The following is a 26,224-nucleotide window of genomic DNA, read 5'->3' on the forward strand; positions in this document are numbered from 1 at the left end:
GAAAGGAAAAAGTCGAACGTAAGGTACGTTCGACTTTTTCTTTACAAAAATCCTAAAAGGCTGCTCATAAAATTCTTCTTTTTTCGTTTTGCTTTTGTCTGGTCAAAAACCAGAGGTTTTTCAGTTGGTAATGGTGAGGTTAATTCATTCAGCTGACTTTGGAGTTGTTCCATTTGTTGAGATAAATTTTTAACTTTTTCTTGCAACTCCTCAATTTCCCTTCGATGCTGAAGCAATTGATAGGAGGCAACGGAATCTGCTTTTGCATGTAAACTTAGCTCTAATTCCTTTACTTTCGCAAACAGTTTTTCCATTGCTTGATCATTTTCAACCGTCTTTACAATCCCTTTCCGGATGCTTTTTTTCTCACTCAATGGGCTGATCTCATGAAGAAGTGTACCCGCTTGAAGCTTTTCGTGAATTTCTTTTAATTGTTCAATATCTTCGCTGCTAAAATGGTAATGGCCTCGTTCATTTTTTTCCATTGGCAGCTCGAGCTGCTTTACCCAACGCTGGATGGTACTCGAAGATACCCCTAATAACTTTGCTACTTCACTGGTATTCATACCGAATCCTCCTAATGATAGAATAAGCTGCAGACAAGAGTGACGGGACAAAGTAAATCCTATAAGAATAAAGGAATGGGCCAAAACAAAAGATGCAAGATACTTAAGACCAAAATTTCCACCATTTCTTTTCTTTGGCTGCTGCGACATCTCGGAAGTTAGTTAACATTTGTTGGAAGGCCAATTCTCTTTGGGTAACTTCTTGACGGTATTGATTCCGCTCCTCAATTAGGAATTCACGGTCTTTTGTAATGGTTTCAGCTAGACTGGAGATTTCGTTATTGGTGACATCTACATAATGGGAAAGTTCTTCAGAAGTTTCCGACAGCTGCTTTGAAAGTGAAAAGATCTCTTCAGAGGTTTCTAATGATACATTGGCCACTTTATTTGCAAGCTGTTTCAAGGAGTCTGTCGTTTCCTCTGAGGCTTTTTCTACAGACTCTGATAATTCTTGAAGTTCAGCCTTGGTATTTTCTGAGGATTTATAAATGGAATCAGAGATTGTTTTTACTGTTATAAAAGTACCTTTTGAAATTTCTTTTCTTACTTCATCAAGAACTTCTTTGCGAACGACAGTGCGAATTTCATCCTTTACTTCACTTAAGAATGTTTTTTTATAAGTCTCCATGGCATCAAAAAACACTTCCGTATTTTTCATGGCACTCTCCTCAATTGGCACCGGAGTAATGGCCTCTTCTGGGACAATTTCTAAAGACACTTGTGTCTCAGAGTTGATCACCTTTTCAAGGTTAATTTCTAAAGAGACTTCTGGTTCCAGGATAACCTCATCTGAAGAATCTAGTTCCATGGATGGGACCTCGACATTCTCAGGTTCTTCGATTTTTTGCATTTCCTGACGGATGGTGTCTTTACTAACTTTTTGATCAGCCATCTGTTTTATTTCTAGTAACAATTCAATCTCTAAATCCGTATATTTTCTGGCTCCTTGTTTTGTACGGGGGATATCAAGCAAATCTTCAAAATCTTGTTCCCATTTACGTAATGTCCCAGGGGATACATTTATTTTTTTGGAAACTTCTTTTAAGGTATAGGTCTTCATTAAATCCATTCCTCTCTCTATTTATATAGGAAATTTTTTGTCCATTTACTAGTTATTCACCATCTGGTATATACTTTTCCTGCTGGTTGACAAAAGCTATCAAAACAAGACTGAAACCACGAAATAACAACATTTTTTTGCATAAAAAGCGCAGTGGGTAAAAAAAGAAATGCAGGCATTTCAAATTGAAATACCTGCATTTCTTTTTTTTATTCAACTAATCCAAGCGTCTTTAAACCATTATAAATCCCTGAGTTTGTAACATCCGTTGTTCTATGTTTGGCGTATTGGAAAATATCTGGATGACCGTTTCCCATCGCAAAGCTTTCGCCAACAGCTTGCAGCATTTCCTTATCGTTCATCCCATCGCCAAAGGCAATTGAACTTTCTTTGGGGATATCGAGGTATTTTAATAACGTTTGAATTCCATAGCCTTTATTAATCTTATCTCTAATCACATCATAGCAATGCGTAAGACCTTCAACATTTACTTGGGATAAATGAATCCCTGACTCGTTTTCATAAAGAGAAACATCCTCCGGTTTTAAATTAATCATGGTTATACCCAAAATATCCCGCTCGAGGTCTGGGGTATACAGTTCATTTTTATGGAAGTGAAACACCTCAATAAATTTTTGGATAAAGGATTCTTGGAGATTGGTAAAGACATTTTCTTTATTTGTATAAAGAACGGCATCATGGCTGTGTTCCGCTGCAATGGTAAGGTAACGCTTTATAAGTGAGGGTTCTAACGGTTCCTGAAAGATGTCTTCACCTTTATATACAGCGCTAGCCCCGTTATAGCCAATAAAAGAGCGGATGTTTAATTGCGAGGCTAAATCATCGATTTCATGAAGCGGTCTTCCAGTGGCCAGAAATACTTCTATCCCTTTAGCCTGAGCCTGGGCAACGGCTTCTTTTGTTGATTCTTCAATTCCGTTATCTGGTGTTACAAGTGTACCATCAATATCTAGGAATAGGACCTTATACTTTGTCATCATGGTGCTCCTTTTTTAAAAGTTATGGATAGTTTACCACTATTCATAGGGAGATTTCATCTCTTAATTACCGAATGACAAATTAAGTAATAGGAAATAGTAATCTAGAAACTCTTAAATGAAATGAAGTGAGGAGCTATAAATGAAAATACTATTTATCCTGTTATTAAGCATTGTTGTTATGACTTTACCAAGCAAGGTAACTGCTGCTCAGAAAATACCGATTCTTATTTATCATTCTATTGCTGAATATTCAGGTACTGGGTCAAAGGAACTTTATGTCACGCCAGAAAACTTTGAAGCACAAATGATCTACCTGCGGGATCATGGTTTTACGTTATTAACATTTGAACAATGGCACAAAGCAAAGAACGTAAAAAAACCGATTTTTATCACCTTTGATGATGGCTATAAAAATAATCTAAATGTGTTTACCATTTTTCAAAAGCTGCAAACCAGGGAGTTTAAGCCAAAAGGGACCATCTTTGTCATTGCTGACTTTATTGGCAGGCCGAATCGTCTTTCTAGCGACGAAATAAAGCGTTTAACAGATTCTGGCCTAATCTCGGTTCAGTCACATACAGCTACCCACCCTGATCTAACGAAATCAGAGAAGCTCACGTACGAACTAAAAGATTCAAATGAGAGAATTGAAAAAATTACTGGAAAAAAGGTAATTGCACTCGCATACCCGTACGGAAACACAAATGAGCGAGTTGTTAGTGAAACAGAAAAGTATTATTCGTATGGGCTGACAACAACCCCTGGGCCTTATACTCCTTCGAGTACAAAGAAGGAACTATACTTGCTTCCTCGGACCTATGTTAAATATTCTACTAACCTTAAGGAATTCGCCAAAATAGTCGAGGAGGAGGAATAAGTAAATCGGCTTGTTTTTTTTGAAATATTTTGCGCAAAATTTCTATTTTAATCAGGCATGAATATCTTCTTATAGAGGGGGGATGTGGATGTCTGGTACGATCAGTTTGTGGGAGGAGCATTTATTCTGGCTTGAAATTCTACAGGATCATGCGATCTTTGTTCGTGATCATTTATCGGTGATAGAAAGAAATGAGATTTCTATTGCAGAAGGGTTTAATCAGGCCTTTCAAGGCTTACTTAATAATCTAAATCAAATAAATCCAACCTTAAGCTACACATCGAGCGATATGGCTGCGTTTGCTAAACAAGCTTATGCTGTTTCTTACGAGTATTACCGGTTTGAGGGACAGATGCAAAACTTAAGAATTAAAAATGAAATAAACTTAAATCTGTCACCTACTTATTTAAATGGCACTTTAAATGAAAATCAAGAATATTTACGGATCTTATCCTTCCTAGTCAATGGACAGCAGCCTGTTCGGCAGAGATTGGATCAACTGCTAGATTTATGGCTGGAGGATCAATTGGGTCACATTATTTTATTACGGAATTTAATTGATCCGATTGAGCTGTCTATTGAGCGTCAATCAGATGTTTATGCGCAAAGGTTTCAGATGTTCATTTTGCAGAATCATCATGTAAAAGGTTTCCTGCGCTTCACCGAGCAGGGATTCCCGCGTCAAACAGAACTGGCTTTAGAAGTCGGCAGAACAGTTATCGAAATGAATCAATATATTCGATCCGTGGTTGAAAAATATAAAGGTAAAAGGTTGTTAAATAAAACGACCCTTCGATTTCTTGAACACCATTTTCCTGAAACCTGTTATTTTATCAAAAAATTAGCGGAATTTGCTCCAGAGCTTCAGAACGAAAGTGTCCAATGTTCATTGCGAAAACCATCATTTGAATAAAACCAAAAAACTATGCAAGCCGTTTAGAGCCTTTTGCATAGTTTTTTTTTATTTCAGCCAAGAAAAACAATAATGATACCACTTTGTAAACTGTGGGAAACTTGGATGTAATCAAACCTCGCTATAATAGGGTAAATATACTTGAATCAAGTAGGGTGGGGGATTTATGGAAGAAACAATGACAAAATCATATCTACAAAAATCACTAGACGAGTGGAAGGATGATATTTCCTTAGTCCTGACTGAAATCGCCAAAGAATATGATGAAGTGGCACAAGAATTAAAGGTGTATTCGTATAAGTATGGAATAACAAAACAAGTCATTCAATCAACTGTGAATGAAGAGATTATCGAAAAAATCCGTGAGATGTATCATAAACCTTTTGAAGAAAGCTATAACCAATTAAAAGAGTACATAAAAGATTTAGAGGAAAAACGAAGAGTTTTTCAAATGTTTATTCAAAAAATTGAAGAGGTAACCAAAAAGGAATCCGCTAAGATTACAACTTATTGATCCCATAATTTGAAAATACCCAACCGGTTATCCGATTGGGTATTTTTTTGTTATGTGGGAGCCGGGAACCGCAGGGATGCTCGTTCTCTATGTTTGAAAACAAATGAAACGGTGTAAAAGGGCCTTGCATATATTGAATAGCAGAACAAAAAGTGTGAGGTGTGGAACAAATGATCACGGCCAATATTGGAAGTAAAACGTTTCGAATCCCAGACAACCTTGAAGAATATTTTCAATCATTCCGCTCAGATGTGATCGGGATGAACCAAGAATTTGATTCCCCCTTTGGTCAAAAGAAAATCATTTATGCCGACTGGACGGCCAGCGGAAGACTATATCAACCGATTGAACAAAAAATTTCCGAGGTATTTGGACCTTTTATGGCCAATACCCATACAGAATCAAATATCACCAGTTTAATGATGACAGGCCTATATAAGCAGTCCAAAACAATTATTAAAGAACATGTCAATGCTGATCAACATGATGTGGTTGTCCTGGATGGTTTTGGAATGACCTCAGTCGTTAATAAATTTCAGCGAATTTTAGGGCTGAGAGTTCCAGAAATTTGGAGAAATCGACTTCAACTACCTGAGAGGGAAAGACCAATCATTTTCTTGACACATATGGAACACCATTCCAATCAGACCACTTGGCTTGAAACGCTTGGAGACGTCGTAATCATTAATCCTGATGGGAATGGAAGAGTGGATATAGATCATTTAGAATACCTCCTTCATGTTTATAAGGAACGCCGGGTGAAAATTGGGTCCTTTACGGCATGTTCTAATGTCACAGGGATCCAAACGCCGTATCATCAGTTTGCGAGGCTCATGCACCAACATGGGGGACTCTGTTTTGTTGATTTTGCAGCCTCTGCACCATATGTAGAGATCAATATGCATCCGGAAGATTCGCTTGAGAAGCTAGACGCGATATTTTTTTCACCGCATAAATTTTTAGGAGGCCCAGGAACAAGTGGAGTATTAGTCTTCGATTCAAGAATTTACACCAATAAGGTTCCGGATCACCCAGGAGGCGGAACGGTCTTATGGACAAATCCTTGGGGTGAGCACAAGTATTTCGATGAAATCGAAATGAGGGAAGATGGGGGAACCCCGGGGATTTTGCAATCGATTCGGACTGCTTTATGTCTGAATTTGAAAAAGAAGATGGGAATCAAGCAAATATTGAAAAGAGAAAAAGAACAGCTCAATTTGCTATTTTCCCATTTGGAAAAGATTCCGGAAGTTAAAATATTAGCTGGACATATCAAAGATAGGATCGGTATTGTCTCGTTTTATATTGAAAATATTCATTATAACTTGGTGGTTCGTCTCCTAAATGACAGGTATGGCATTCAAGTAAGAGGAGGATGTTCATGTGCAGGGACGTATGGCCATTATCTCTTAGAGATTGATCAAGTCACTTCCAAACAAATTGCTGATCAAATTAATCATGGAGATATGTCAACCAAACCAGGATGGGTACGGTTCTCGCTTCATCCCATCATGACAAATGAAGAAATACTTATCTTTGTTCAAGCAATCAAAGAAATTACTGAAAATATAGAAAACTGGAAAAATGAATATGTCTATGATCCTGCTAGTAATGACTATTTCTATATCCATCACCTCCGTGAGGATATGTCGCCATTCTTCAGATTTAAATAATCCTTTAAAATCGGCAGGAAGGTTTTTCGGGGAGTATGCCTTCTGTTTTATTAGAGATACAGTATTATAGTCAACCACATACTTTTATAGGCATATGCTATCAGAGGAAGGTGGGATAGCATGATTCATACAGTTCAGCCAGGCGAAACACTTGGAACGATTTCAGCAAACTATCGAGTGAGTCTAAGGCGCCTTTATGCCGCAAATCCAGGAATCGGGCATTTGCATGCGGGACAAAAAATACAAATTCCAGGTCTGCCGGAGCCCAGTACCATACCCTATTCTATTCAAGTATCTGTTGGCAAGAAGAGGCTTACCTTATACAATAATGGCCGGTTAGTGAAAATTTTTCCAATTGCCGTCGGCAAGATGCTTACACAAACCCCAGTAGGAGATTTTATCATCGTCAATCGCCAGTATAATCCCGGGGGCCCATTCGGGGTTTTATGGCTTTCTTTATCAAAACAAGGCTATGGGATTCATGGGACAAATGATCCGAGTTCAATCGGGAAATCGGTCTCTCATGGTTGTATAAGAATGTACAATCGGGATGTACTGCAGCTAGCCGAAATGGTTCCCAATGGAACACGCGTGATTATACGTCCATAAAAAAGGCGATTTATTGATCAGCCTTTTTCATAAGTAGAAAAAATCCCACCTTCAAAAAACTAAAAGGTGGGATAAATGGTTTATTTATAGATTACGATAGAACCTACTGATTTATCCTTTGATTCTCCATTTACACGAACTTTTAATCCATAGTGTGGGATATCACGACCAGCATCAGGTACAAATGTATTTAAGTACGATTTGCTATCATCGAATAATGATACAGCTGGTTGGCTTGGTACATTTAATGTTTGAATACCAGGATAAGTAATATTTAATTCAGAAGTAGGGTCTAAACCAAAAGCTGCATCTGCAATTTGGAAACGAGTACTTGCTTTGGCAGTAGTTCCATTAGCAAGGAGCCATCTTAAGTCTTTGTTAAGATGGGAGTCTACTACACCTAGGAAGCCATTTCCTGGATGAGTACCTGTCCAGTTATCTGTATAGCTATCATCAACGTACCAAACTACTAAGCCGCCATCATAGCTCATTAAAGAGCTTCCACGTTTGATGTGAGCAAGTCCTTGGTCCACTCCTTGATGGTTACGCCATTCCAGTAAGTAATAATGATCAGCATAAACATTGCCGTCGAACTTGTTAAAGCCGTTATGAGTAAAAGCAGAAGTTGTTCCCTCACCGTCTTCAGTTAAAATGCCAGAACCATCAGCAGTGACCTTAACATTATCAACGAAGAAACCAGTGTCGTTATAACCCCAATCTGTAATGTAGCGGAATTTCAATTGGATCTTCTTGCCAGCATATGGTGATAAATCAAATGATTGTTTTGTCCAACCACCTGAGTCTCCGGTGAATCCAGGAAGATTCGCTGGAATTGTAGGATAAACACCTGAGACAACACGGGATGTTGTGTTTGCATTTGAAAGTGACTTCCAAGTAGCTCCGTTATCTTCAGAAACTTGTACAAAAGCGTAGTCCCATTCATCTTCAATCTTATAATAAGCATCAAAATCCAATGTAGCAGAACTCTTACCAGTTAAATCAACTGACGTTATCATGTTGTTGTCAGATTCATCGCCAGTACCGCCCCAGAAAGAGAATTTGCCTTCAAACGGATCTAATAAATGTTTTTTCTTTTGTGGTAGATTTACTCGAATGGCTTGGTTATTCCTTCCAAGTGGTGAATTTGCTTGGTCTAATAAGAACTGTGTTCCTTTTGCAGTAATATCTTCTAAATTTACAACTGTTGGGTCAGTCCATTTTCCGCCAAGTGTTGCTTGAAAATACTGCTTTGCATATGGAGAGAACCCTGTTGGCTCTGCACCAGGAACTTTTCCTGCCCATGAACCGCTTGACATAATCGACCAATATTGATTAGGCTCGTCAGCACCAGAATAGTTTGTATCATATTCGTCAGGAAGGCCTAAATCATGACCATATTCGTGTGCAAATACCCCAGTAGCACCGTCTTCAGGCATTACCGTATAGTCATAGAATCCTGGCAAGCCTGCACCAAGAGCATCTGGATCATAGAGTACAGCAGAACGATGTGACCAAATTGCGTCATTACCAAGTGATCCTCCACCAGCTTCTTGTCCCATACCAGAGTGGATGATTTGAAGGTGATCAACTAAACCATCTGGCTCCCAGAAGTTACCGTCTCCGTCCAAATCATGCGGGTCCTCCAAATCGTAGTCTTGTAAAGGTATACCTGCTGCAATTGCAGCTGCATAAGTGTCTTTTACTAATTGCGCAGCACCACCCGGTGTTACATTATCGTGCCCTGTGCGACCATCAGCACCGTAAAACTTAGCAGTTCCAGGTACTTTTAACCATCCGTAGGCCTTACCGTTAATCGTGTAGGTACCACCAGATTGCTGTTCATAAAATTCTTTTTGAGAAATGAAGTTTTCACCATTTGGACCAGTTACTCCATTGGTACCAAAAATCATATCTTCAAAGTGATCAATTGTATAATCCTTGTAATAGTTATCTGTTTGATTTTGCTGAATTTGGTTGTGAGCGAAATCGGAGTACTCTACTACAAGTGTTAATAGTTTACCTTGTTTGACGACTCCTGGTGACTTTCCTTCCTTTACGTTTTGCCCATTTTTGTTGCCGTTTCCTTTCATCATTCCGTTATTATAATCCTTAAACTTTTTTTGCTTTTTTGCATCACCGGCTTTTACTTTTGCCGCTATTGGGTCATCCGTTTTAACTTTATCCTCTTTACCTTTTTGTACCAAGTAATTGTATAAAGCGGCTTGTTTTTCAGCTTGAGTTGCATTTTTAGAGATAACACCGTCCCTGATCAACAACTCGATCAGCTTGTCCTCATTTACTACCGACAGATCTAGTGAACTATGCGACTGTGAGACAGCACTAGAACTCTTATGTAGCAATTCCCCGCTTGTCAGACTGCTGCTGCTTACATAGTTGCCAGGAAACCCCGAGAACAATGTACCAGCCATAACTGCTGTTGTTAGACCAGTTTTAAATAATTTCTTCAAAGATAGACCCTCCTAAAAAAAATATAGTTGCAAATTTAATAATATTCTGAAAATAAATGTTGAGCAATAGGATTATTTCCTCAAATTTCTTCTTATTTCCTTAAAAACCAGTAATTTGGATGTAATTTTCGACAACATTTTTATTTTTTTACAGAGAATTTATCACAATTACCAGAATAATAATATGTGGGATATTTTTTTACATGGTTCATTACAAAATCCTTAATATATGTTTATTGACAGCGTTTTCAAGCTGGTTATCCGATAGATGATTATTATAGTTTTAATATAGTTTTAGTTAACAGTTGATTTAGGCATTCGGTTTATTTCGTTCTTTATAAATATAAATAAATTCCGTAAGGCAGGTGAAATAATTGTCAATTAAATTTAATTAATTATTTCCTGCCTTTTTTCTAATACTATTGAAATAAGATGAGCAAGGACGGTTTTATTACATGCGGATAAAAAACAAAAATCGTATTCCATTTTTAATCCTGTTTATAATCCATGCGTTCCTTATTGGCTTAGCCTTTTATAAAAATAAAAATAAGAAAAATACCTTTATTTTTCTTGGTTCGATTATGGGGTTTGCGTATCTGCTGGAATTTTTTGTATTAAATGTTTTTAAGGCATACAAATATAAGCCTAAAGTGTTAAAAAATAAATCATTAGATAATATTTTGGGGGCATTTTTGTCGCAATCTATATTTGTCCCTTTTACTGCTGTCTACCTCACCATTGCTGAAGCTGGGGGGGTTAAAAAGCTTTTTGGAGGTATTTATTTTTCCTTAGTTGAATTAATATTTTTGCGTCTAGGGGTTTATGAACATAATTGGTGGAGAACAGTATATACATTCATTCTAATTCCGATATATTTTATATTAAGCGATTGGTGGTATTATGGGATAACAAAGAAGAATATAATCATCCGTCAGATATCCTTCTTTTTGATGATCATGGTAACCGAAACCAATTTATTTTTAATTTTAGCGATCCTTCGTAAAATCCGTTTCGGATGGGGGAGGTATCATGCCTGGACGGAGCATTTTATTATTACCCCGATATATTCGATCACCTTCTCAATTCTCACCTATTTTACATTAAGAAGGCAAAATAATGGTTGGGCGAAACTAAAGGTCATGTTGGTTGATGCTTGTTTATTTCAGATTTTTGTTAACACAAAGATATTGAAAACAAAGATTAAATTGCTAAATTATATTTTAATAAAATGGGTTATCGTATTTGTTTATGGAACATATAGAAAGTGGATTTTTGGGGATATTGAAATGAATGAATCTTATCCAAAGTAAAAAAACGCCTTTTTGGCGTTTGAGTTTTATGAATTTTTTCCTTGCTAATAAAATGAGGGCATGATACAATGACTGTTGGTATATTATGTATATTGTTAACAGAGTTTAAATATCTATTATAACATTATCATATAATGTGTGCATTGTCAAGAAAATGAAATCTATTTTAAGGGGAAGTGGTTAGATGAGCGAAAAAGAAAGCACCGACTTACGACTGGAGCAGGAGAGAGTAGGTACGGTTGTAAAGGTCATCGATCAAAAAATAAAGAGTCTGCAAAAGAATACCGGAACTGTACGCTCTGATGTTATCGAGATTCGCAAGAACTTTTGGGAAGACGTTACGGTTAACATGGATGAACCAGATGACATTATAGAAACTGCAGCAAGTATCAAACAACAGGCTGAACTTCTCTCAGAGCGAGAACGTACACATAGTCACTTAGATAAAAATCTAAAAACACTCAACCGATTAAAATACTCACCTTATTTTGGCCGGATTGATTTCTTAGAGGAAGGCGAAAGTCGCGTTGATCAAGTCTATTTAGGCATTGCTTCATTAATGGACGAAAACGACGAGGAGTTTTTAATTTATGATTGGCGGGCACCGATTTCGAGTTTATATTATGATTACTCTCCAGGGTATGCTCAATATAAAATACCTGAAGGTACCATAGAAGGGGAAATGTCCCTAAAGCGGCAATTTATCATCCGAGAATCAGATATCAAGGCAATGTTCGATACCGGGGTAACGATTGGGGACGAAATGCTTCAGGAAGTCCTCGGGAATAATGCGAGCTCACAAATGAAGAGCATTGTTGCCACCATCCAGCGGGAGCAAAACGAAATCATCCGAAATGAGCACAGCAAAGTCTTAATCGTTCAGGGTGCAGCAGGAAGCGGTAAAACCTCGGCGGCATTACAGCGTGTTGCCTATTTACTATATCGTTATCGGGGAACCTTGAACGCCGAAAACATTATGCTTTTTTCTCCTAACCCTCTATTTAACAGCTATGTTTCGCAAGTTCTGCCTGAACTTGGCGAAGAAAATATGCAGCAATCTACCTTTCAAGAGTACTTAACACAAAGATTGGGCAAAGCCTATGATGTTGAAGATCCGTTTTCACAGATGGAATTTCTCCTTAGCGGAAAACAGGGAACGGCTTACCAGGAAAGATTAGAAGCAATTCGTTTTAAAGCAAGTCTGGAATTTAAAACATTAATTGACCAGTACGTATCTAAGCTCGCAGACCAAGGCTTAATCTTTAAGGACTTATCCTTTAGAGGCGATATGATTATCTCCAAACAAGAAATTAGTGATTATTTTTATGGGTTAGAGAGCAGTTATTCTATTCCAAATCGAATGCAGCTTGTAAAGGAATGGCTGCTAAAAGAATTAAAGCGGGCTGTGAAACGGGAACGTTCTCGAAGCTGGGTAGAGGAAGAGGTTCAATTTCTTGAAAAAGAGGATTATATGGAAGTATTTAAGAAGCTCCAAGAGAAGAACCGCTTTACGGAGAATAGCTTTGATGATTTTGAGCGGGAACAACGCTTGCTTGCTGAAATGGTTGTAAAAGAAAAATTTAAACCATTGTTTGCAAGAGTGAAAAACTTGAAATTTATTGATCTAACACAAATATATCTGAAATTGTTTAAGGAATTGGAACAATCTATTAAGGGCTTACCAAAACATTGGCCAGAGATTAGTAAACAAACCATTGGTCACATCCAGCATAGGGTGGTTTCCTATGAAGATGCTACTCCTCTTGTTTACTTGCAGGATTTACTTGAGGGCCGGAAATCAAACACCGCTATTCGACATATCTTTATTGATGAAGCGCAGGATTATACACCGTTCCAGTTTGCCTTTATCCAGCGCCTGTTTCCTTACAGCAAAATGACGCTGCTTGGCGACTTTAATCAGGCCATCTTCTCAGGGGCCACAGGTTCGCAAACAGTCCTAACCGATCTAGATAGTAGCGAAAAAGAAGTTGAAACTTTTGTTCTCAATAAAACCTATCGGTCAACAAGAGAAATCGTGGAGTTTTCTAGTGCATTAATTCAAGACGGGGAAAAAATAGAGCCCTTTAACCGCAGAGGTAAGAAACCAACAGTGAGCCATGTGGACGAGGCACAATTAACTGGAAAAGTCCTAGAAACAATTAAACAGTATCATTCAGCAGGATATCAAACAATTGCCGTAATCTGTCGGACGGAGGCAGAAAGTAAAGCCTTGTTTGAGGAACTTAAAGAAGAAATTCCACTGCATTTAATTGAAAAAGGAACCATTTCTTATGAAAGAGGAATTAATGTGATTCCCTCTTACTTAGCTAAAGGAATAGAATTTGACGTTGTTATTCTTTATGATTGTTCACGATATCAAAAGGAGAGTGAGCGGAAATTATTTTATACCGTCTGCACACGTGCTATGCATGTCCTGCATATGTTCGCTACCGGTGAATATAGTCCACTCATGGCTTCGGTACCTAAGGATGTTTACGATGTTATTTAAATAAATATATAAAAGCGGCAGGGGTTCGATTGATTACTCCTGCCGCTTTTTATGGTATTATTTTTTCCATTGCTTTTGAATTTGTTCAGTAGCAAGACGTAAAATTTCATCATCAGATGTTTCACGCTGTGCGATTACATTCGTTAAGTAGCTTTTTCCTTCAAAAGTTATTTTTACTTCTACTTGTACCATTTAAATCACCTTTTTCTTATAAGTATTGTTATATTTGTGTAAGATAGTAACGAAAATAGGGTCATTTCTATGGGGACAGATATAATGTATTACGTCAAAATGTGTAAGGGAGTGTGCGAGATGTCAATAAAATTTGAAGAAATAAACAAAGAAACTTTATATATTGCTTTTGAAATTATAAATTCAAATCCGCAATATAATGAGATGGAAAATAGGGAAAAAACTAGGTCACTAGCGGATATGGAAAAAGAATTTTTGAACCCAAATACAACTAGTGCATTCATTAAACTTGACGATACGTATATTGGGGTAATTGATTATATGCTGGAAAGTCTGAAAGATTCTTTTCCATGGCTGGGTTTGTTAATAATCCATAAAGATTATCAAGGATTTGGTTTCGGTAAACAGGCATATGAAAATTACGAAAATGAAATGCGAAATCGAGGATTGGACAACATTAGAATTGGCATATTGGAAGAAAACACAAAAGCACAGCGCTTTTGGGAATCTTTAGGATTTGTTTATTATATAACATCTAAAGCTCAGAACGGAAGTGGAATATTATGTTATCAAAAACAAATATAAAATTAATCCTGCCAATAGAAAGTTACACCTCGACTACCAAATATTTGTCAACAAATTTTTGTACTGCTGTTTTATCGACTTTGTTTTTTCTAATCATGGATTCTGCCATAACGATAAGTGTTTGTACAGATTGATTCCTTTTTAAGTCATGGATCGAAACATCGCCATTTAATAATTGAATAGCTTTTTCTCTGATGTCTTGATTCTTAGATGAATTGTAAAGCAGATAGGCAATACAGGTGACCTTGTCCACAAACTTTCCCCCAATCAAGAATTCATTTTTTTATTAATTCGACTATATTGTAACGGATTCCTGCTAATTCTAAGTTAGTTTTCAGAAAAACAAAATAATATTTGCCGAAAGATATGGGACTTGAACGATAGGGGGAGAATACCTAAAAAATACGACAAATGATTCTTTATTATCGAATAATTTGTTGAATATTGCTTATAGGACATGGTATTTTGTATAATATTGAAGGGATAAAGAAAAATGATGATAGTCAGAATTCTACCTTTCATCCCTTAGGATGAAAGGTTTTTATTATTATATCGGGAAAAACAATAGTTCTGGCTATTATCATAACCTTTTACATAGGATTTAGGAGGAAGAAGAATGAAACAGGTCTTAATTAAGGATTTGTACAGAAATACGGAAAGTTATATTGAACAGAAGGTTCAATTATCTGGATGGATCCGGACGATCCGGGACTCCAAAACCTTTGGGTTCATTGAATTAAATGATGGAAGCTTTTTTAAAGGGGTTCAGATTGTTTTTGACGAGCAATTAGAAAACTTTAAGGAGATTGCCAAGCTTCCAATTAGCTCTTCCATTAGAGTAGAGGGAGACTTTATTTATACACCTCAAGCAAAGCAGCCCTTCGAAATTAAAGCGACGGAAATTTCCATTGAAGGCACATCTAATGTTGATTATCCGCTGCAGAAGAAAAGGCATTCCTTCGAATATTTAAGAACAATCGCACATTTACGACCAAGAACGAATACGTTCAATGCTATTTTCCGGGTAAGATCGTTAGCATCTTATGCGATTCATAAATTTTTCCAAGATAAAGGATTTGTTTATGTACATTCACCAATTATCACTGGCAGTGATACGGAGGGTGCTGGCGAAATGTTCCGTGTCACCACGTTGGATATGGACAATCTTCCAAAAACGGAAGATGGCAAAACAGATGTTACGAAGGACTTTTTTAATAAAGAAACAAATCTTACTGTTAGCGGTCAGCTTTCTGCCGAGGCATTCGCGTTGGCATTTAGAAATGTTTATACCTTTGGACCAACCTTTAGAGCGGAAAATTCAAATACAGCAAGACATGCGGCTGAGTTTTGGATGATTGAACCTGAGCTTGCTTTTGCTGAGCTCCCGGATATCATGGATTTAGCGGAAGAAATGGTGAAATATGTCATTGGTTATGTATTGGAACAAGCTCCAGAAGAAATGAACTTTTTTAACAGCTTTGTAGAAAAAGGATTGTTGGATCGTTTGAATCTGGCTCATACAGCAAACTTTGGACGAGTAACGTATACAGAAGCAATTGAGTTATTGAAGGACTCAAGTGAAACATTTGCTTATCCGGTTGAATGGGGGCTTGACTTGCAAACGGAACATGAACGCTACCTGTGTGAGAAAGTTTTTAAACGGCCTGTATTTGTTACGGATTATCCAAAAGAGATTAAAGCATTCTATATGCGTTTAAATGAAGATAACAAAACGGTTGCCGCAACGGATTTACTTGTACCAGGAATCGGCGAATTAATCGGTGGCAGTCAGCGTGAAGAACGTGAGGATATCCTAGCCGGAAAAATCAAAGAGCTTGGGATGAGCGAGGAAGATTATTGGTGGTATCTTGAATTAAGGAAATATGGCGGAACAAAACACTCAGGTTATGGCCTAGGTTTTGAAAGGTTAATCATGTACTTAACGGGTATGGCTAATATACGGGACGTTATTCCATTCCCAAGAACAACAGGTAATGCTGAATTTTAATGATATAAAAAAGAAGATTCATTTCATGAAATGGATCTTCTTTTTGTTATTCAGCTTTAGTTTATGAATCTTCTTGCAGTTCTTCTTCAAAATAAAATGTACTGGGATGTTCTTTAACGATATACGAGTATCTTTTCATGTTTTTCACATATTGCCATTTAGAAATGGTGACAACCTCACCTGTTTCTATGATATTTACGGTTTGACCATCATTGAAACGGTTATTCGAACTTTTCATTTCAACACCCCTCTACCTTAAGTATATCACAAAAATGCCACTTCTGCCTGGTTACATATAGGATATGGAAATAACAATAAGAATAACCGGAGCCGTTCTCCTTTCCATTATAAGCTAACTATGGTATGCTTTACAAAAGCGAGGTGTCATTTTTGACCAATTATAAAGCAAAAAGAAGTAACCTCAAGGAGTTATTATCCAAAAACGGTATGACTCTAGATAATTTAGAAAGTAATACAAACATTCCAAGGAGCCAGTTAGATAACTACATATCTAAAAAGGTAATGACTCTAAATTCGGCAATGACCATTTCAAAAGAATTAAATTGTCAAATTGAAGATTTGTATGTCTGGGAATCAGAAAAGTAATAAAAGGTCATGATTTATAAAAGCAGCAACCAAAAAACAGACTCCATGAAGAGTCTGTTTTTTTTGTTGAAAAAAGTTATACTTCTAAATCACATTTTTCTAGAGGAATGACCTTAGTCTTTTTCGTGAATTTGTAACCAAGCCATAAAATGAAGAATAATGGCAAGCCGATATAGGACACTAATACACTTTTCCAATCAATATGGTCGCCCATAAAAGCTGAGTAGTTTTGCCCTAAGACAACAAAAGCACAAACCGCAAAGGCAAAAATCGGTCCGAACGGGAAGAATCTTGATTTATAAGGCAACAGATTTAGATCTTTTCCTTGAGCAACAAATGCTCTGCGAAAACGATAATGACAGATAGCGATTCCAAGCCAAGCAATAAACCCTGACATACCAGATGCGTTTAATAGCCATACATAAACGGTACCATCTCCAAAGAAAGAGGCCAGAAAGGCAAGTGTTCCGACTAACGTTGTCACGATTAAAGCATTAAACGGAACGCCATTTTTATTAAGCTTACCTAAGAATTTAGGAGCTTTACCTTGTCGTGCTAGATCCCAAAGCATTCGTGTGGATGCATACATTCCAGAGTTACCTGCTGACAATACAGCTGTTAAGATTACCGCGTTCATAACAGAAGCAGCGAATGCAATACCTGCTTTTTGGAAAACAAGTGTAAATGGGCTGACAGAAACGTCACCACTAGCCAAATTCCCATTTGTATACGGAATAAGAAGACCAATGACTAAAATTGCCAGAACATAAAATAAAAGGATACGCCAAAATACGGATTTAACTGCACGTGGTATTGATTTACTAGGATCATCGGTTTCGCCCGCGGCAACTCCTAATAGTTCAGTCCCTTGGAAAGAGAAACCTGCCGCCATAAAGATACCAAGCATTGCCATAAAACCGCCGTGGAAAGGAGCATCACCGACTGAAAAGTTTTTAAAGCCAATTGCATGATCGCCCATGATACCGAAAATCATCAAAGTACCTGTAATAATAAAAATAATAACTGTAACTACTTTAACTAGAGAGAACCAATACTCAGCTTCGCCAAATCCTTTTACAGAAAGATAGTTTAATAGGAACATAATGATTAAGAAAATAGCGCTCCAGACAAATGAAGGAGTATGAGGGAACCAAAATTTCATAATCATGGTGACAGCAGCTAATTCTGCTGCAATGGTAATCGCCCAGTTATACCAGTAATTCCAACCGAGGGCAAACCCAAGCGATGGGTCAACAAATTTTGTTGCATATGTGCTAAAGCTTCCGGCGACGGGCATGTATGCGCCCATTTCCGCTAAGCTTTGCATTAGGAAATAAACCATAACTCCAATGACAAGATAGGAAACAATGGCTCCACCAGGTCCGGCTGAGTGAATCGCACCACCGCTCGCAAGGAATAACCCAGTTCCAATTGTTCCACCGAGAGAAATCATCGTCAAATGACGAGATTTTAGGCTTCGTTTTAATTCATTTGAATCCTTTTTGGATGTATGTCTGCCTGTGTTAATATCTTCTAATGGTCTTGCTGTTTGCCGTTGCATAATAAGACTCCTTTGCTTTGTTATATAGTGCTGCTAACTTTGCACAAGTACCTGAATGGTCAGCCTGCGCTCACTAGTTCGAGAAGGAGTTTTGGAATAAAAAAATGCCATCGAAGCAGAATCGATGGCATTGTGAATACCCCGCATCATACCTTCCGAAAGATAGCTCAACACGTTTGCTTGGTAGGTTCAAACGTGACAGTTCTGTTCCTATTCGAAAACAGACCCAGCATGCTTTTACAGAGAACAAAGCACACTTCGGCAGTTTTTCCTTTCAAACGGAGTCAAGGATGTCTCTACATCTCATCTGTTTTACTAATAAAAACCGCGACCTCTACCTCACCGGTTTTGATGAGGATTTTACTATTCAATTAATATACTACTAAAGTATCATTAATCTCTTTAATATGTCAATGCGTTATTAAAAATCAATTAAATCCAGAATAGACAGATTATTTTTTCTATTGGAAAAAAACTATTAAGTTTACTTTGATTTAGAGAATCAGTATCATTTAAAAAAAAGAAAAAATTGGGATGCAGGAGGATTTGCCATGCAGATTATTGGAGTAATTGCCGGTTCCCTCATCGTAGTGGTGGCATTTAACCTTTTATTAATTCCTCACGCTGTATTAAGCAGCGGATTAAGCGGAATATCGATGATCTTAGGGATGATTACCCCATTAAATACGGGTTTGGCAAACTTTTTATTGAATTTACCACTCATCATTATTGGTTATAAGATGATTGGGAAAAAATTCATCATGAATACGATCGTTTCCGTGGTTATCATTTCTGTAGGCCTTTACCTAGTTCCTGTTTTTCCAATTGCGAAGGATTCCATTCTTTCATCCATTTTTGGAGGGATCTTAACAGGGCTTGGAGTAGGGATTGTCTTTCGTTCATCAGGCTCCACTGGCGGTTTTGACATTATTGGAATGATCGTGTCGCGAAAAAAGGATTTTCCAATAGGGGTATTACTTTCGGGTATGAACGCTGTTGTTATTGTGATAAGTGGGTTTCTATTTAATTGGGACGCAGCACTTAATACATTAGTATCTATTTATTTAACCGGAAAAGTAGTGGATGCTATTTATACGGACCATGCCAAATTAACGTTGATGATCATTACAGATAAGGGTCAAGAGTTGCGGGAACATTTACTAACCAACCTATATAGAGGTCTTACCATTATGGATGGGATTGGTGCATACTCCAATGATAAACGAAACATAATAATAACCGTTATTACTCGTTATGAATTGAATGAAGTGAAGAATCTAATTGTTGAAGTGGACCCATGTGCTTTCGTCAATATCACCGAAACCATTGAAGTAATGGGGCTGTTTCACAGACAACACCCATCATAATGAGGGGCTTACCTCTTCGACGCTTAAGCTGAGAAGGATAATAAAAAGGCTTGCACTATACAGAAGTGCAAGCCTTTTTATTGCCTTCTATAGATCTCTCCGATTCTTTGCCAACCTTACCAGTGTATTTATTACTTCTTCTAGGTCCTTACCTGTGAACTCAACACGTTTACCACTTGAAGACGTCATAATCGAATAGAAGTAAAAAAATATTCCCTCAAGTCTGGAATGCTTGAGGGGATTTCCTTAGTTATTAATATATTTTTCAAACACGAATCCAAAATCTTTTACGCAATACTGTTTTTTGCTGTCCTCAAGCCATTGAAAGGCTGCTTGGTTTAGCATCTTGAACTGTACTACTAAATTGCTGTCTGGACTTGTGACACGGCCTAGTGTCGTGGAAGCAACGTCAAGGCTTTGTTTCGCAAATTGAAGGCTGACTTCATTTTCATGGGAAATCTCAGAAATTTTGATTAATGCTTTATATAAGTCTTTTACTTCCTCAAGATGTTTTTTGTGTACATCAATTGAGAATGGGGCAGAGCCAATTTTGAATTTAATCTCAACATCGAGATCAACAGTACCGGCTGTTTCAAGCATGACATCCGAAATTCGGTTGGTGGCATAACTATAGCGGTGCAGCATCCGTTTTTTGCTCGTTGCACTGGTGCCATCAAGATGGATTAGGGCGTTATTTGTAAAACAATATTCATCTGATTTAGATTTGATTAAAAAATAAATTTTCTCATTGTCTTCATGCATGACATAATCGTCTGCATCCACTTTATCATAATTATCCGGGGTAATGACGGATCCTACATCGCTCAATCCTAAAATATCAGAAGCAACTTTTCCAAACATCTTATCAACCTCACTTTATAATTTCTATCTAAGCTATGTACGAACTAGGGATAAATAAAGTTTCATGCGTTAGCTCTATTTTTAAACGACAGAACAGAACATTTTATGCAGGACAGGAAAGCTTATGCATGAATTTTCATATGATATGTTAACATAAAATTCAGAAATCTGATATACTAATACAAATCAAATGAGTGTTGATTTCCCTTGATTATGAAAGGAAAGTGAAGAATGCGACCCATCATATTAGGCATATTTGCCGCTTTCTTTTTTGCGATTACTTTTATCCTTAATAGATCGATGGAACTTGCCGGTGGAAGTTGGATCTGGAGTGCATCATTAAGGTATTTTTTTATGGTTCCGTTTCTCGTTCTAATCGTAATCGGCAGAAAGAACTTTAAACCACTGCTTCTTGAAATGAAAAAGCAGCCTGGTAGTTGGTTATTATGGAGTACTGTTGGTTTTGGCTTCTTTTATGCACCAATTTGCTTTTCAGCGGCTTATGCTCCTGGATGGTTAATTGCTGCAACTTGGCAGATCACCATTATCTCTGGCTCAATGCTTGCACCACTTTTTTACGAAACGGTCATGACAGAGAGAGGGCCAGTACAATTAAGAGGAAGAATTCCCTTTAAGGGTTTAGGGATGTCTCTGATTATTTTACTAGGAATTATTCTAATGCAGTTGGAACAATCGAATCACTTATCAATAGTGGGGGTTTCTTTAGGAGTTTTACCCGTTATGGTTGCCTCTTTTGCCTATCCATTGGGTAACCGCAAAATGATGGATGTATGCGGAGGCCGTCTGGATGTTTTCCAACGAGTATTAGGTATGACACTAGCCAGCCTGCCTTTTTGGATCGTATTATCTATTTATGGATTCATTCAAGCGGGTCCCCCGAGTCTTGGGCAGACTACTCAATCTGGACTGGTTGCTATTTCATCCGGAGTTATTGCTACGGTCCTCTTCTTTCAAGCCACTGATTTAGTAAGAGGAGACATGCAGAAGCTCGCGGCTGTTGAGGCGACCCAATCGATGGAGGTTTTGTTTGCCGTAATGGGAGAATTGCTGCTCTTAAACTCGGCGATCCCTTCTGCTTTATCTTGGAGCGGCATGGTATTAGTCATGATTGGTATGGTACTGCACAGCCATTTTGCAAATAAAATGGTAAAAAGAAAAATTCATAATGTAAGTGTTTAAAAGAAGATCCTTATCAATCGATGGTTGATAAGGATTTTCCAATTTTCGCTTTAGTTTCGGAATATACTTTTAAGAGGGGACCCCAAAATTTTGAGCGCTTAGTTTGACTTTTTTTATTCGTAGTTGCATATAGTTATAACATTAATGTTACATTATGGGGTGATTACGATTAGAAATATAGGTAAGGATGACTTTGTCCAAGGATTTGTTCCACATCATAATCATGGTTCGGTTGACTACACAGGGGTAAGCTCAGGGCATGTCCATCAGTGTTTGGATGTCACATCACCGGCAATTCCAACTCAAGACGGAGGGCACATTCATTATACGGAAGGATATGTTGTCTTTGAAGATGGACACACACATCACTATCGTGCCTACTCCGGTCCTGCTATACCTGTAGGGAATGGAATGCATGTACATTATTATGATTTTTATACTACCGAAGACAATGGCCATAGTCATCATGTAAAAGGTGTGGATCAGCCAGCACCCGGATCTAAGTAATCAGGAAGGAAAACCAATCTTTTTTAGAGATTGGTTTTTTATGTTATAACCGTTTTAATTTCATCGATTGAAAGTTGAACTTTATAGAAAACGGGTGCTACACAAATACGCGCTCCAATACTAATGGATGTAATGCATTTGTTCGATCTACAAAAATAAATCCATCATATCGTTGCCCCATGTTTGATGGTACATAATTTCCAAAATGTTCGTATTCTGGATGATACACTACTCCAATAGCCCTATGACCAATCGTTTCTGAAAATTCTTTGCGGTTTTGCTCGTTAAAAATAAGAAACTTATTCATTGGTCCTGCCTGATGCATGAAATATTCCCAACTACCGGTTTGAGCAGGCGGAACTTTCATTACCTCCAAATTTACTCCCCATTCGGTTGAAGCAATTACGGAACCTGTATAGGTGCCAAATCCGACGATAAATACCTCGTCTTCTCCATATTGTTCGCGAACAAGCTGTCCGACGTTTACCATTCCTTCATCCTTCATATCAGTGGCCCGTGCATCCCCAACATGGGTGTTATGTTCCCAGATAATGACCTTTGCCTCATTGCCGTAAAATTTAACAATCGCACGTAAAGCATCCACCATGTGCCGATCACGAATATTCCAGGATTCATTATCACTCTTAACCATTGTTCGGTAGTATTCTTCTGCATGTGCTGTAACAAGAGCATTTACTTCCATATTGAGACTGCTTTCTTGATTGTCTTCAAACTTCCATTTATTTTTTCGAATTGTAGAAAGGAGGTCGAGGGCCTCTTTTAAACAGTCTTCAGATAAGTATCCGGCAGAAACTGCATAGGATTCGTTATTTCGATTATGAGGCTCAAAACAAGCAAAGGCCTTCTTGGCTATCTCAAGTTCAGGAGAATTAATTTTTTCTAAAAAATTTACAATCTCATCCAGGCTCTCCCATAGGCTGTATACATCCAAACCGTAAAAACCGACTTTTTCTGCCCGATTCGTTTTTTGATTAAAGTCCTTTAACCACTCAATTAACCCTATTATTTCTTGATTGGCCCACATCCAAGTAGGCCACCGATTAAAGTCCTCTAGTACTTCCCGGGCCTCCTGTTGAGACGAGGAAAAGCCTTTAATATAGCGATTAATTGATTGACAGGCTGGCCAATCACCTTCCACTGCAATAAAGGAAAAACCTTTTTCTTGGATTAATCGCTTGGTTAGTTCAGCCCGAATCGTATAAAACTCCGATGTTCCATGGGATGATTCTCCAAGCAGGACATATTTAGCATCACCAATCGCATCGAGTAACGGATCAAGGTCGTCGATAGAATGAAAAGGTTTTGCGTATTTTTTTAGGGATCCTATCATCTGCTCTATCCTTTCCTTTTAATTATTTTGCTCTATTTGATAAGGTTCCCTTATGATTTTGATACTAACCTGGCGTAAAACTTCCAAAAATTCACATATTCGTCACAAGTTTTCTGTTTATTCGTATAATTCCGTGATATACTATGAGTGTAAAAGATAATAAAAGTAACAACTTAGGAGGCTCAACCATACGTGTTCGTTCCGTTATGTGAACGACAGGTAGTTAGGTTATTCCGATAAAATCGTTTGGCAGGATGGAGCGATACAAGGCTAGTTAAGGTAGGAATAAATCCAAAATAAACACCTTTCATAGTTGATTTCTTAGATTTTATAGGATTCCTATCAAAGGATGAAGTTAAGGATTTATAGGTTAGTACCTAGTTAAACGATTTTTTTAACAAGGTATTCATAACTGAAGCCAAACCATTAGTTGTATTGCCAAGATGCTGAATCCAAATGGGGAAAGAGTCTAAGGTGGTATCAAAACCGAAAATAATTTTTGTTTCTTTTAGGAATTTGAATTCCATTAAACCCATGTGAATTAATTCCTTCAACGGAACAAACACACATCTGCTGAGTTTTTAAATTTTCCCTTTAACTTAAATAACTAAATGGAAATAATCATTTAAAAATCATTGGCTGGTGTCATGGTTGGGTCTCCTAAGCTGTTAATTTTAAAAGTGAGTTGCTTCATAACGAAGTAGCTTTTTTTATGGTCAGAAAGTCCCGTGAAAATTCAAGTATAGTTCGTAAAAAATCAGGGAAAATAATCCTTGTAAGGGAGTTGAATAATATGAATAAGAAAAAAGATCCAAACATAGCCCCAGGTATGGATGACCAAGAAGAACTAAATGCAAGTGCAACGGAAAAGGAAGTAGAAGATGGGGAATACACCAGTGTGACCACCCTCTCCTACGATGAAGTCAACCCAAGTTGATTTAATTACTGCCTTGAAAGAAGGCAGTTTCTTTTTGTTTAAAAAAAGTAAGCATTTAAATATAATTAGCAGTTAATTTTCATTATACTATTAGTAAGAGACTAAATTGAAAGGGGAAAGATAATGTCAGGTACACAAGAACTTACTTTAATTGATCAGCAAGAAGCCATTATGGCTAAGATTGAACACAAAGGTTTAACCAAGAAAAAAATCCTCCAACGAATTCTATTAATTACACTTGGGGCTATTCTAATGGGTGTAGGGTTGGAAATCTTTCTTGTCCCTAATAAGGTAATTGATGGAGGGATTACGGGAATTTCCATCATGTTGTCCTATATGACAGGCTGGAAACTAGGGATTTTCCTCTTTCTATTTAATATTCCCTTTATCTTTTTAGGCTACAAACAAATTGGAAAGACCTTCGCTTTATCCACTCTTTATGGAATCGTTATTCTTTCTATTACAACCACCATACTTCATCCAGTTCCAGCTTTTACACAGGATATACTACTTGCTACCGTTTTTGGAGGAATCTTGCTCGGTGTTGGCGTAGGTTTGGTCATTCGCTATGGAGGTTCATTAGATGGTACCGAAATCCTTGCCATCCTTTTTAACAATAAACTTCCTTTTTCTGTTGGGGAAATTATCATGTTTTTTAACTTGTTCATCTTAGGCAGCGCCGGATTTGTTTTTTCGTGGGATCGGGCTATGTACTCGTTAATTGCCTATTTCGTTGCCTACAAAACGATTGATATTACCATTACAGGACTTGATGAATCAAAGTCAGTTTGGATTATCAGTGACAATGCCAGTCAAATAGGAGATGCCATCATGAACCGATTAGGCCGTGGAGTTACTTACTTGAATGGGGAAGGAGCCTATTCCGGTGACCATAAGAAAGTGATTTTTTGTGTAATAAACCGACTCGAAGAAGCAAAATTAAAGGAAATTGTAACAGAGAATGATGATAGTGCCTTTTTAGCTGTAGCAGATATTGCGGAAGTAAGGGGAGGAAGGTTTAAGAAAAAGGACATTCATTAGCAGAAATATTAAAAAAAGCGGCATTGATGTAGATGTGTGTAGCTTTTATGGTTTTATTGTCGTAAATAGGGGAAGCGGAGGTTGACTTAAAGGATATTTTGTCGTACTTTGCGCTTACCTAGGAAATAGTTTTAGCAAAAAATGAAATAAATAAGAAAAAGATGACAGAGTGGTCTGCCATCTTTTTCTTATTTATTATAATAACTCATAGACCTCATTTAACTGGTAGGCTCGTTTTTCATCCTGTACTTCGTTTGCGTGATTTATTTCTTTGGGTAATATGTTGTTTAAAAAATGTATTTCTTTTTGGGTTAAATCATTGACAAAAGAGCCTTCAGATTTGTAAGCGCCTTCAATCAGTTTCCTGTATATAAATCGTCCCTCAGAGTGATCGTCCGTGTAATTGGATAATATCTCTTTTAAATACCCCAAAGTGTTATCCATGTAGTCATCCCATCCTTTCACCTTATTATTTTTCTTTGAAAGGACAATAATATTCATAATCCTC

26 protein-coding genes and 1 riboswitch are annotated in these 26,224 nt (G+C 37.4%); of the genes, 15 read left to right on the forward strand and 11 right to left on the reverse strand.

The genetic code is table 11. The features are described 5' to 3' along the window. Positions 1-41: 41 nt before the first annotated feature. The 3 genes from ACZ9EE_RS26590 to ACZ9EE_RS26600 all read right to left on the reverse strand — a co-directional run bounded on the left by ACZ9EE_RS26590 (position 42) and on the right by ACZ9EE_RS26600 (position 2,624). Positions 42-566, reverse strand: a complete 525-nt coding sequence (locus tag ACZ9EE_RS26590; RefSeq protein ID WP_476031598.1) for a MerR family transcriptional regulator — start codon at positions 564-566, stop codon at positions 42-44. A gap of 103 nt (positions 567-669) precedes the next feature. Then, positions 670-1,635, reverse strand: a complete 966-nt coding sequence (locus ACZ9EE_RS26595) for a MerR family transcriptional regulator (protein ID WP_476031599.1) — start codon at positions 1,633-1,635, stop codon at positions 670-672. A gap of 200 nt (positions 1,636-1,835) precedes the next feature. After that, positions 1,836-2,624 (reverse strand): Cof-type HAD-IIB family hydrolase, encoded by a 789-nt coding sequence (locus tag ACZ9EE_RS26600; protein WP_476031600.1) that lies wholly within the window; start codon positions 2,622-2,624, stop codon positions 1,836-1,838. Between the two features lie 142 nt (positions 2,625-2,766). Here ACZ9EE_RS26600 and ACZ9EE_RS26605 point away from each other — a divergent pair, with 142 nt between their 5' ends. The 5 genes from ACZ9EE_RS26605 (at position 2,767) to ACZ9EE_RS26625 (ending at position 7,213) form a co-directional block, all read left to right on the forward strand. Then, the gene (locus ACZ9EE_RS26605) at positions 2,767-3,504 is read left to right on the forward strand and encodes a polysaccharide deacetylase family protein (RefSeq protein WP_476031601.1); all 738 of its coding nucleotides are present in this window, start codon (positions 2,767-2,769) and stop codon (positions 3,502-3,504) included. A gap of 88 nt (positions 3,505-3,592) precedes the next feature. Beyond that, complete coding sequence (locus tag ACZ9EE_RS26610) at positions 3,593-4,417, forward strand: DUF2935 domain-containing protein (protein ID WP_476031602.1); 825 nt, start codon at positions 3,593-3,595, stop codon at positions 4,415-4,417. Between the two features lie 166 nt (positions 4,418-4,583). Then, positions 4,584-4,931, forward strand: a complete 348-nt coding sequence (locus tag ACZ9EE_RS26615) for a hypothetical protein (RefSeq protein WP_476031603.1) — start codon at positions 4,584-4,586, stop codon at positions 4,929-4,931. Between the two features lie 170 nt (positions 4,932-5,101). Then, on the forward strand, positions 5,102-6,604 hold the full coding sequence (locus ACZ9EE_RS26620) for an aminotransferase class V-fold PLP-dependent enzyme (protein WP_476031604.1): 1,503 nt from the start codon (positions 5,102-5,104) through the stop codon (positions 6,602-6,604). 120 nt (positions 6,605-6,724) lie between these two features. Continuing rightward, on the forward strand, positions 6,725-7,213 hold the full coding sequence (locus tag ACZ9EE_RS26625; RefSeq protein WP_476031605.1) for a L,D-transpeptidase family protein: 489 nt from the start codon (positions 6,725-6,727) through the stop codon (positions 7,211-7,213). Positions 7,214-7,293: 80 nt separating this feature from the next. On the opposite strand, the gene ACZ9EE_RS26630 is transcribed toward ACZ9EE_RS26625, so the two are convergent. Further along, on the reverse strand, positions 7,294-9,681 hold the full coding sequence (locus tag ACZ9EE_RS26630) for an immune inhibitor A domain-containing protein (RefSeq protein WP_476031606.1): 2,388 nt from the start codon (positions 9,679-9,681) through the stop codon (positions 7,294-7,296). 455 nt (positions 9,682-10,136) lie between these two features. On the opposite strand from ACZ9EE_RS26630, the gene ACZ9EE_RS26635 reads away from it, so the two are divergent. Continuing rightward, positions 10,137-10,991, forward strand: a complete 855-nt coding sequence (locus tag ACZ9EE_RS26635; RefSeq protein ID WP_476031607.1) for a hypothetical protein — start codon at positions 10,137-10,139, stop codon at positions 10,989-10,991. Positions 10,992-11,175: 184 nt separating this feature from the next. Next, positions 11,176-13,500 carry an RNA polymerase recycling motor HelD gene (gene helD / locus ACZ9EE_RS26640; RefSeq protein WP_476031608.1) on the forward strand — a complete coding sequence of 775 codons (2,325 nt, stop codon included), beginning with the start codon at positions 11,176-11,178 and terminating at the stop codon, positions 13,498-13,500. A gap of 57 nt (positions 13,501-13,557) precedes the next feature. Here the strand turns inward: helD and ACZ9EE_RS26645 are convergent, their stop codons facing one another. After that, entirely contained in the window at positions 13,558-13,692 is a 135-nt protein-coding gene (locus ACZ9EE_RS26645; RefSeq protein WP_476031609.1) for a BA3454 family stress response protein, read from the reverse strand. Between the two features lie 120 nt (positions 13,693-13,812). Here ACZ9EE_RS26645 and ACZ9EE_RS26650 point away from each other — a divergent pair, with 120 nt between their 5' ends. Then, positions 13,813-14,277 (forward strand): GNAT family N-acetyltransferase, encoded by a 465-nt coding sequence (locus ACZ9EE_RS26650; RefSeq protein WP_476031610.1) that lies wholly within the window; start codon positions 13,813-13,815, stop codon positions 14,275-14,277. Positions 14,278-14,299: 22 nt separating this feature from the next. On the opposite strand, the gene ACZ9EE_RS26655 is transcribed toward ACZ9EE_RS26650, so the two are convergent. Beyond that, on the reverse strand, positions 14,300-14,530 hold the full coding sequence (locus ACZ9EE_RS26655) for a hypothetical protein (RefSeq protein ID WP_476031611.1): 231 nt from the start codon (positions 14,528-14,530) through the stop codon (positions 14,300-14,302). A 363-nt stretch (positions 14,531-14,893) separates the two neighbouring features. Between ACZ9EE_RS26655 and asnS the strand changes: the two genes are divergently transcribed. Further along, complete coding sequence (gene asnS, locus ACZ9EE_RS26660) at positions 14,894-16,285, forward strand: asparagine--tRNA ligase (RefSeq protein ID WP_476031612.1); 1,392 nt, start codon at positions 14,894-14,896, stop codon at positions 16,283-16,285. A gap of 61 nt (positions 16,286-16,346) precedes the next feature. Here asnS and ACZ9EE_RS26665 read toward each other — a convergent pair whose 3' ends face one another. Beyond that, entirely contained in the window at positions 16,347-16,523 is a 177-nt protein-coding gene (locus ACZ9EE_RS26665; RefSeq protein ID WP_215042715.1) for a hypothetical protein, read from the reverse strand. Between the two features lie 152 nt (positions 16,524-16,675). On the opposite strand from ACZ9EE_RS26665, the gene ACZ9EE_RS26670 reads away from it, so the two are divergent. Continuing rightward, positions 16,676-16,891, forward strand: coding sequence for a helix-turn-helix domain-containing protein (locus ACZ9EE_RS26670; protein ID WP_476031613.1), 216 nt, complete (start codon positions 16,676-16,678; stop codon positions 16,889-16,891). Positions 16,892-16,967: 76 nt separating this feature from the next. Here the strand turns inward: ACZ9EE_RS26670 and ACZ9EE_RS26675 are convergent, their stop codons facing one another. Continuing rightward, on the reverse strand, positions 16,968-18,452 hold the full coding sequence (locus ACZ9EE_RS26675) for an amino acid permease (protein ID WP_476031614.1): 1,485 nt from the start codon (positions 18,450-18,452) through the stop codon (positions 16,968-16,970). Between the two features lie 155 nt (positions 18,453-18,607). Further along, positions 18,608-18,797: riboswitch (Lysine riboswitch) on the reverse strand. Between the two features lie 206 nt (positions 18,798-19,003). Here ACZ9EE_RS26675 and ACZ9EE_RS26680 point away from each other — a divergent pair. Continuing rightward, a complete protein-coding gene (locus ACZ9EE_RS26680; RefSeq protein ID WP_476031615.1) occupies positions 19,004-19,819 on the forward strand; it encodes a YitT family protein in 816 nt (271 codons plus the stop codon). Between the two features lie 246 nt (positions 19,820-20,065). Here ACZ9EE_RS26680 and ACZ9EE_RS26685 read toward each other — a convergent pair whose 3' ends face one another. Further along, positions 20,066-20,680, reverse strand: coding sequence for a PH domain-containing protein (locus ACZ9EE_RS26685; protein WP_476031616.1), 615 nt, complete (start codon positions 20,678-20,680; stop codon positions 20,066-20,068). Between the two features lie 231 nt (positions 20,681-20,911). On the opposite strand from ACZ9EE_RS26685, the gene ACZ9EE_RS26690 reads away from it, so the two are divergent. Both ACZ9EE_RS26690 and ACZ9EE_RS26695 read left to right on the forward strand, forming a co-directional pair. Further along, on the forward strand, positions 20,912-21,880 hold the full coding sequence (locus tag ACZ9EE_RS26690; protein ID WP_476031617.1) for a DMT family transporter: 969 nt from the start codon (positions 20,912-20,914) through the stop codon (positions 21,878-21,880). Between the two features lie 168 nt (positions 21,881-22,048). Beyond that, complete coding sequence (locus ACZ9EE_RS26695; protein ID WP_476033108.1) at positions 22,049-22,387, forward strand: YmaF family protein; 339 nt, start codon at positions 22,049-22,051, stop codon at positions 22,385-22,387. 97 nt (positions 22,388-22,484) lie between these two features. Here the strand turns inward: ACZ9EE_RS26695 and ACZ9EE_RS26700 are convergent, their stop codons facing one another. Then, positions 22,485-23,738 carry an erythromycin esterase family protein gene (locus tag ACZ9EE_RS26700; RefSeq protein ID WP_476031618.1) on the reverse strand — a complete coding sequence of 418 codons (1,254 nt, stop codon included), beginning with the start codon at positions 23,736-23,738 and terminating at the stop codon, positions 22,485-22,487. A 793-nt stretch (positions 23,739-24,531) separates the two neighbouring features. Between ACZ9EE_RS26700 and ACZ9EE_RS26705 the strand changes: the two genes are divergently transcribed. Together ACZ9EE_RS26705 and ACZ9EE_RS26710 are read left to right on the forward strand one after the other, a co-directional pair. Beyond that, a complete protein-coding gene (locus ACZ9EE_RS26705) occupies positions 24,532-24,675 on the forward strand; it encodes a hypothetical protein (RefSeq protein WP_476031619.1) in 144 nt (47 codons plus the stop codon). A gap of 171 nt (positions 24,676-24,846) precedes the next feature. Further along, positions 24,847-25,716 carry a YitT family protein gene (locus ACZ9EE_RS26710; protein WP_476033109.1) on the forward strand — a complete coding sequence of 290 codons (870 nt, stop codon included), beginning with the start codon at positions 24,847-24,849 and terminating at the stop codon, positions 25,714-25,716. A 195-nt stretch (positions 25,717-25,911) separates the two neighbouring features. Here ACZ9EE_RS26710 and ACZ9EE_RS26715 read toward each other — a convergent pair whose 3' ends face one another. Then, on the reverse strand, positions 25,912-26,160 hold the full coding sequence (locus ACZ9EE_RS26715) for a sigma-G-dependent sporulation-specific acid-soluble spore protein CsgA (RefSeq protein ID WP_476033110.1): 249 nt from the start codon (positions 26,158-26,160) through the stop codon (positions 25,912-25,914). Positions 26,161-26,224: the final 64 nt, after the last annotated feature.

Source organism: Bacillus sp. URHA0034, from assembly GCF_056280405.1.

Bases quoted from the DNA above. Each gene is read 5' to 3' on its own strand.
- ACZ9EE_RS26590 (WP_476031598.1), bottom strand. From the start codon at position 566: ATGAATACCAGTGAAGTAGCAAAGTTATTAGGGGTATCTTCGAGTACC.
- ACZ9EE_RS26595 (WP_476031599.1), bottom strand. From the start codon at position 1,635: ATGGATTTAATGAAGACCTATACCTTAAAAGAAGTTTCCAAAAAAATA.
- ACZ9EE_RS26600 (WP_476031600.1), bottom strand. From the start codon at position 2,624: ATGACAAAGTATAAGGTCCTATTCCTAGATATTGATGGTACACTTGTA.
- ACZ9EE_RS26605 (WP_476031601.1), top strand. From the start codon at position 2,767: ATGAAAATACTATTTATCCTGTTATTAAGCATTGTTGTTATGACTTTA.
- ACZ9EE_RS26610 (WP_476031602.1), top strand. From the start codon at position 3,593: ATGTCTGGTACGATCAGTTTGTGGGAGGAGCATTTATTCTGGCTTGAA.
- ACZ9EE_RS26615 (WP_476031603.1), top strand. From the start codon at position 4,584: ATGGAAGAAACAATGACAAAATCATATCTACAAAAATCACTAGACGAG.
- ACZ9EE_RS26620 (WP_476031604.1), top strand. From the start codon at position 5,102: ATGATCACGGCCAATATTGGAAGTAAAACGTTTCGAATCCCAGACAAC.
- ACZ9EE_RS26625 (WP_476031605.1), top strand. From the start codon at position 6,725: ATGATTCATACAGTTCAGCCAGGCGAAACACTTGGAACGATTTCAGCA.
- ACZ9EE_RS26635 (WP_476031607.1), top strand. From the start codon at position 10,137: ATGCGGATAAAAAACAAAAATCGTATTCCATTTTTAATCCTGTTTATA.
- helD (WP_476031608.1), top strand. From the start codon at position 11,176: ATGAGCGAAAAAGAAAGCACCGACTTACGACTGGAGCAGGAGAGAGTA.
- ACZ9EE_RS26645 (WP_476031609.1), bottom strand. From the start codon at position 13,692: ATGGTACAAGTAGAAGTAAAAATAACTTTTGAAGGAAAAAGCTACTTA.
- ACZ9EE_RS26650 (WP_476031610.1), top strand. From the start codon at position 13,813: ATGTCAATAAAATTTGAAGAAATAAACAAAGAAACTTTATATATTGCT.
- asnS (WP_476031612.1), top strand. From the start codon at position 14,894: ATGAAACAGGTCTTAATTAAGGATTTGTACAGAAATACGGAAAGTTAT.
- ACZ9EE_RS26665 (WP_215042715.1), bottom strand. From the start codon at position 16,523: ATGAAAAGTTCGAATAACCGTTTCAATGATGGTCAAACCGTAAATATC.
- ACZ9EE_RS26675 (WP_476031614.1), bottom strand. From the start codon at position 18,452: ATGCAACGGCAAACAGCAAGACCATTAGAAGATATTAACACAGGCAGA.
- ACZ9EE_RS26680 (WP_476031615.1), top strand. From the start codon at position 19,004: ATGCAGATTATTGGAGTAATTGCCGGTTCCCTCATCGTAGTGGTGGCA.
- ACZ9EE_RS26685 (WP_476031616.1), bottom strand. From the start codon at position 20,680: ATGTTTGGAAAAGTTGCTTCTGATATTTTAGGATTGAGCGATGTAGGA.
- ACZ9EE_RS26690 (WP_476031617.1), top strand. From the start codon at position 20,912: ATGCGACCCATCATATTAGGCATATTTGCCGCTTTCTTTTTTGCGATT.
- ACZ9EE_RS26700 (WP_476031618.1), bottom strand. From the start codon at position 23,738: ATGATAGGATCCCTAAAAAAATACGCAAAACCTTTTCATTCTATCGAC.
- ACZ9EE_RS26705 (WP_476031619.1), top strand. From the start codon at position 24,532: ATGAATAAGAAAAAAGATCCAAACATAGCCCCAGGTATGGATGACCAA.
- ACZ9EE_RS26710 (WP_476033109.1), top strand. From the start codon at position 24,847: ATGGCTAAGATTGAACACAAAGGTTTAACCAAGAAAAAAATCCTCCAA.
- ACZ9EE_RS26715 (WP_476033110.1), bottom strand. From the start codon at position 26,160: ATGGATAACACTTTGGGGTATTTAAAAGAGATATTATCCAATTACACG.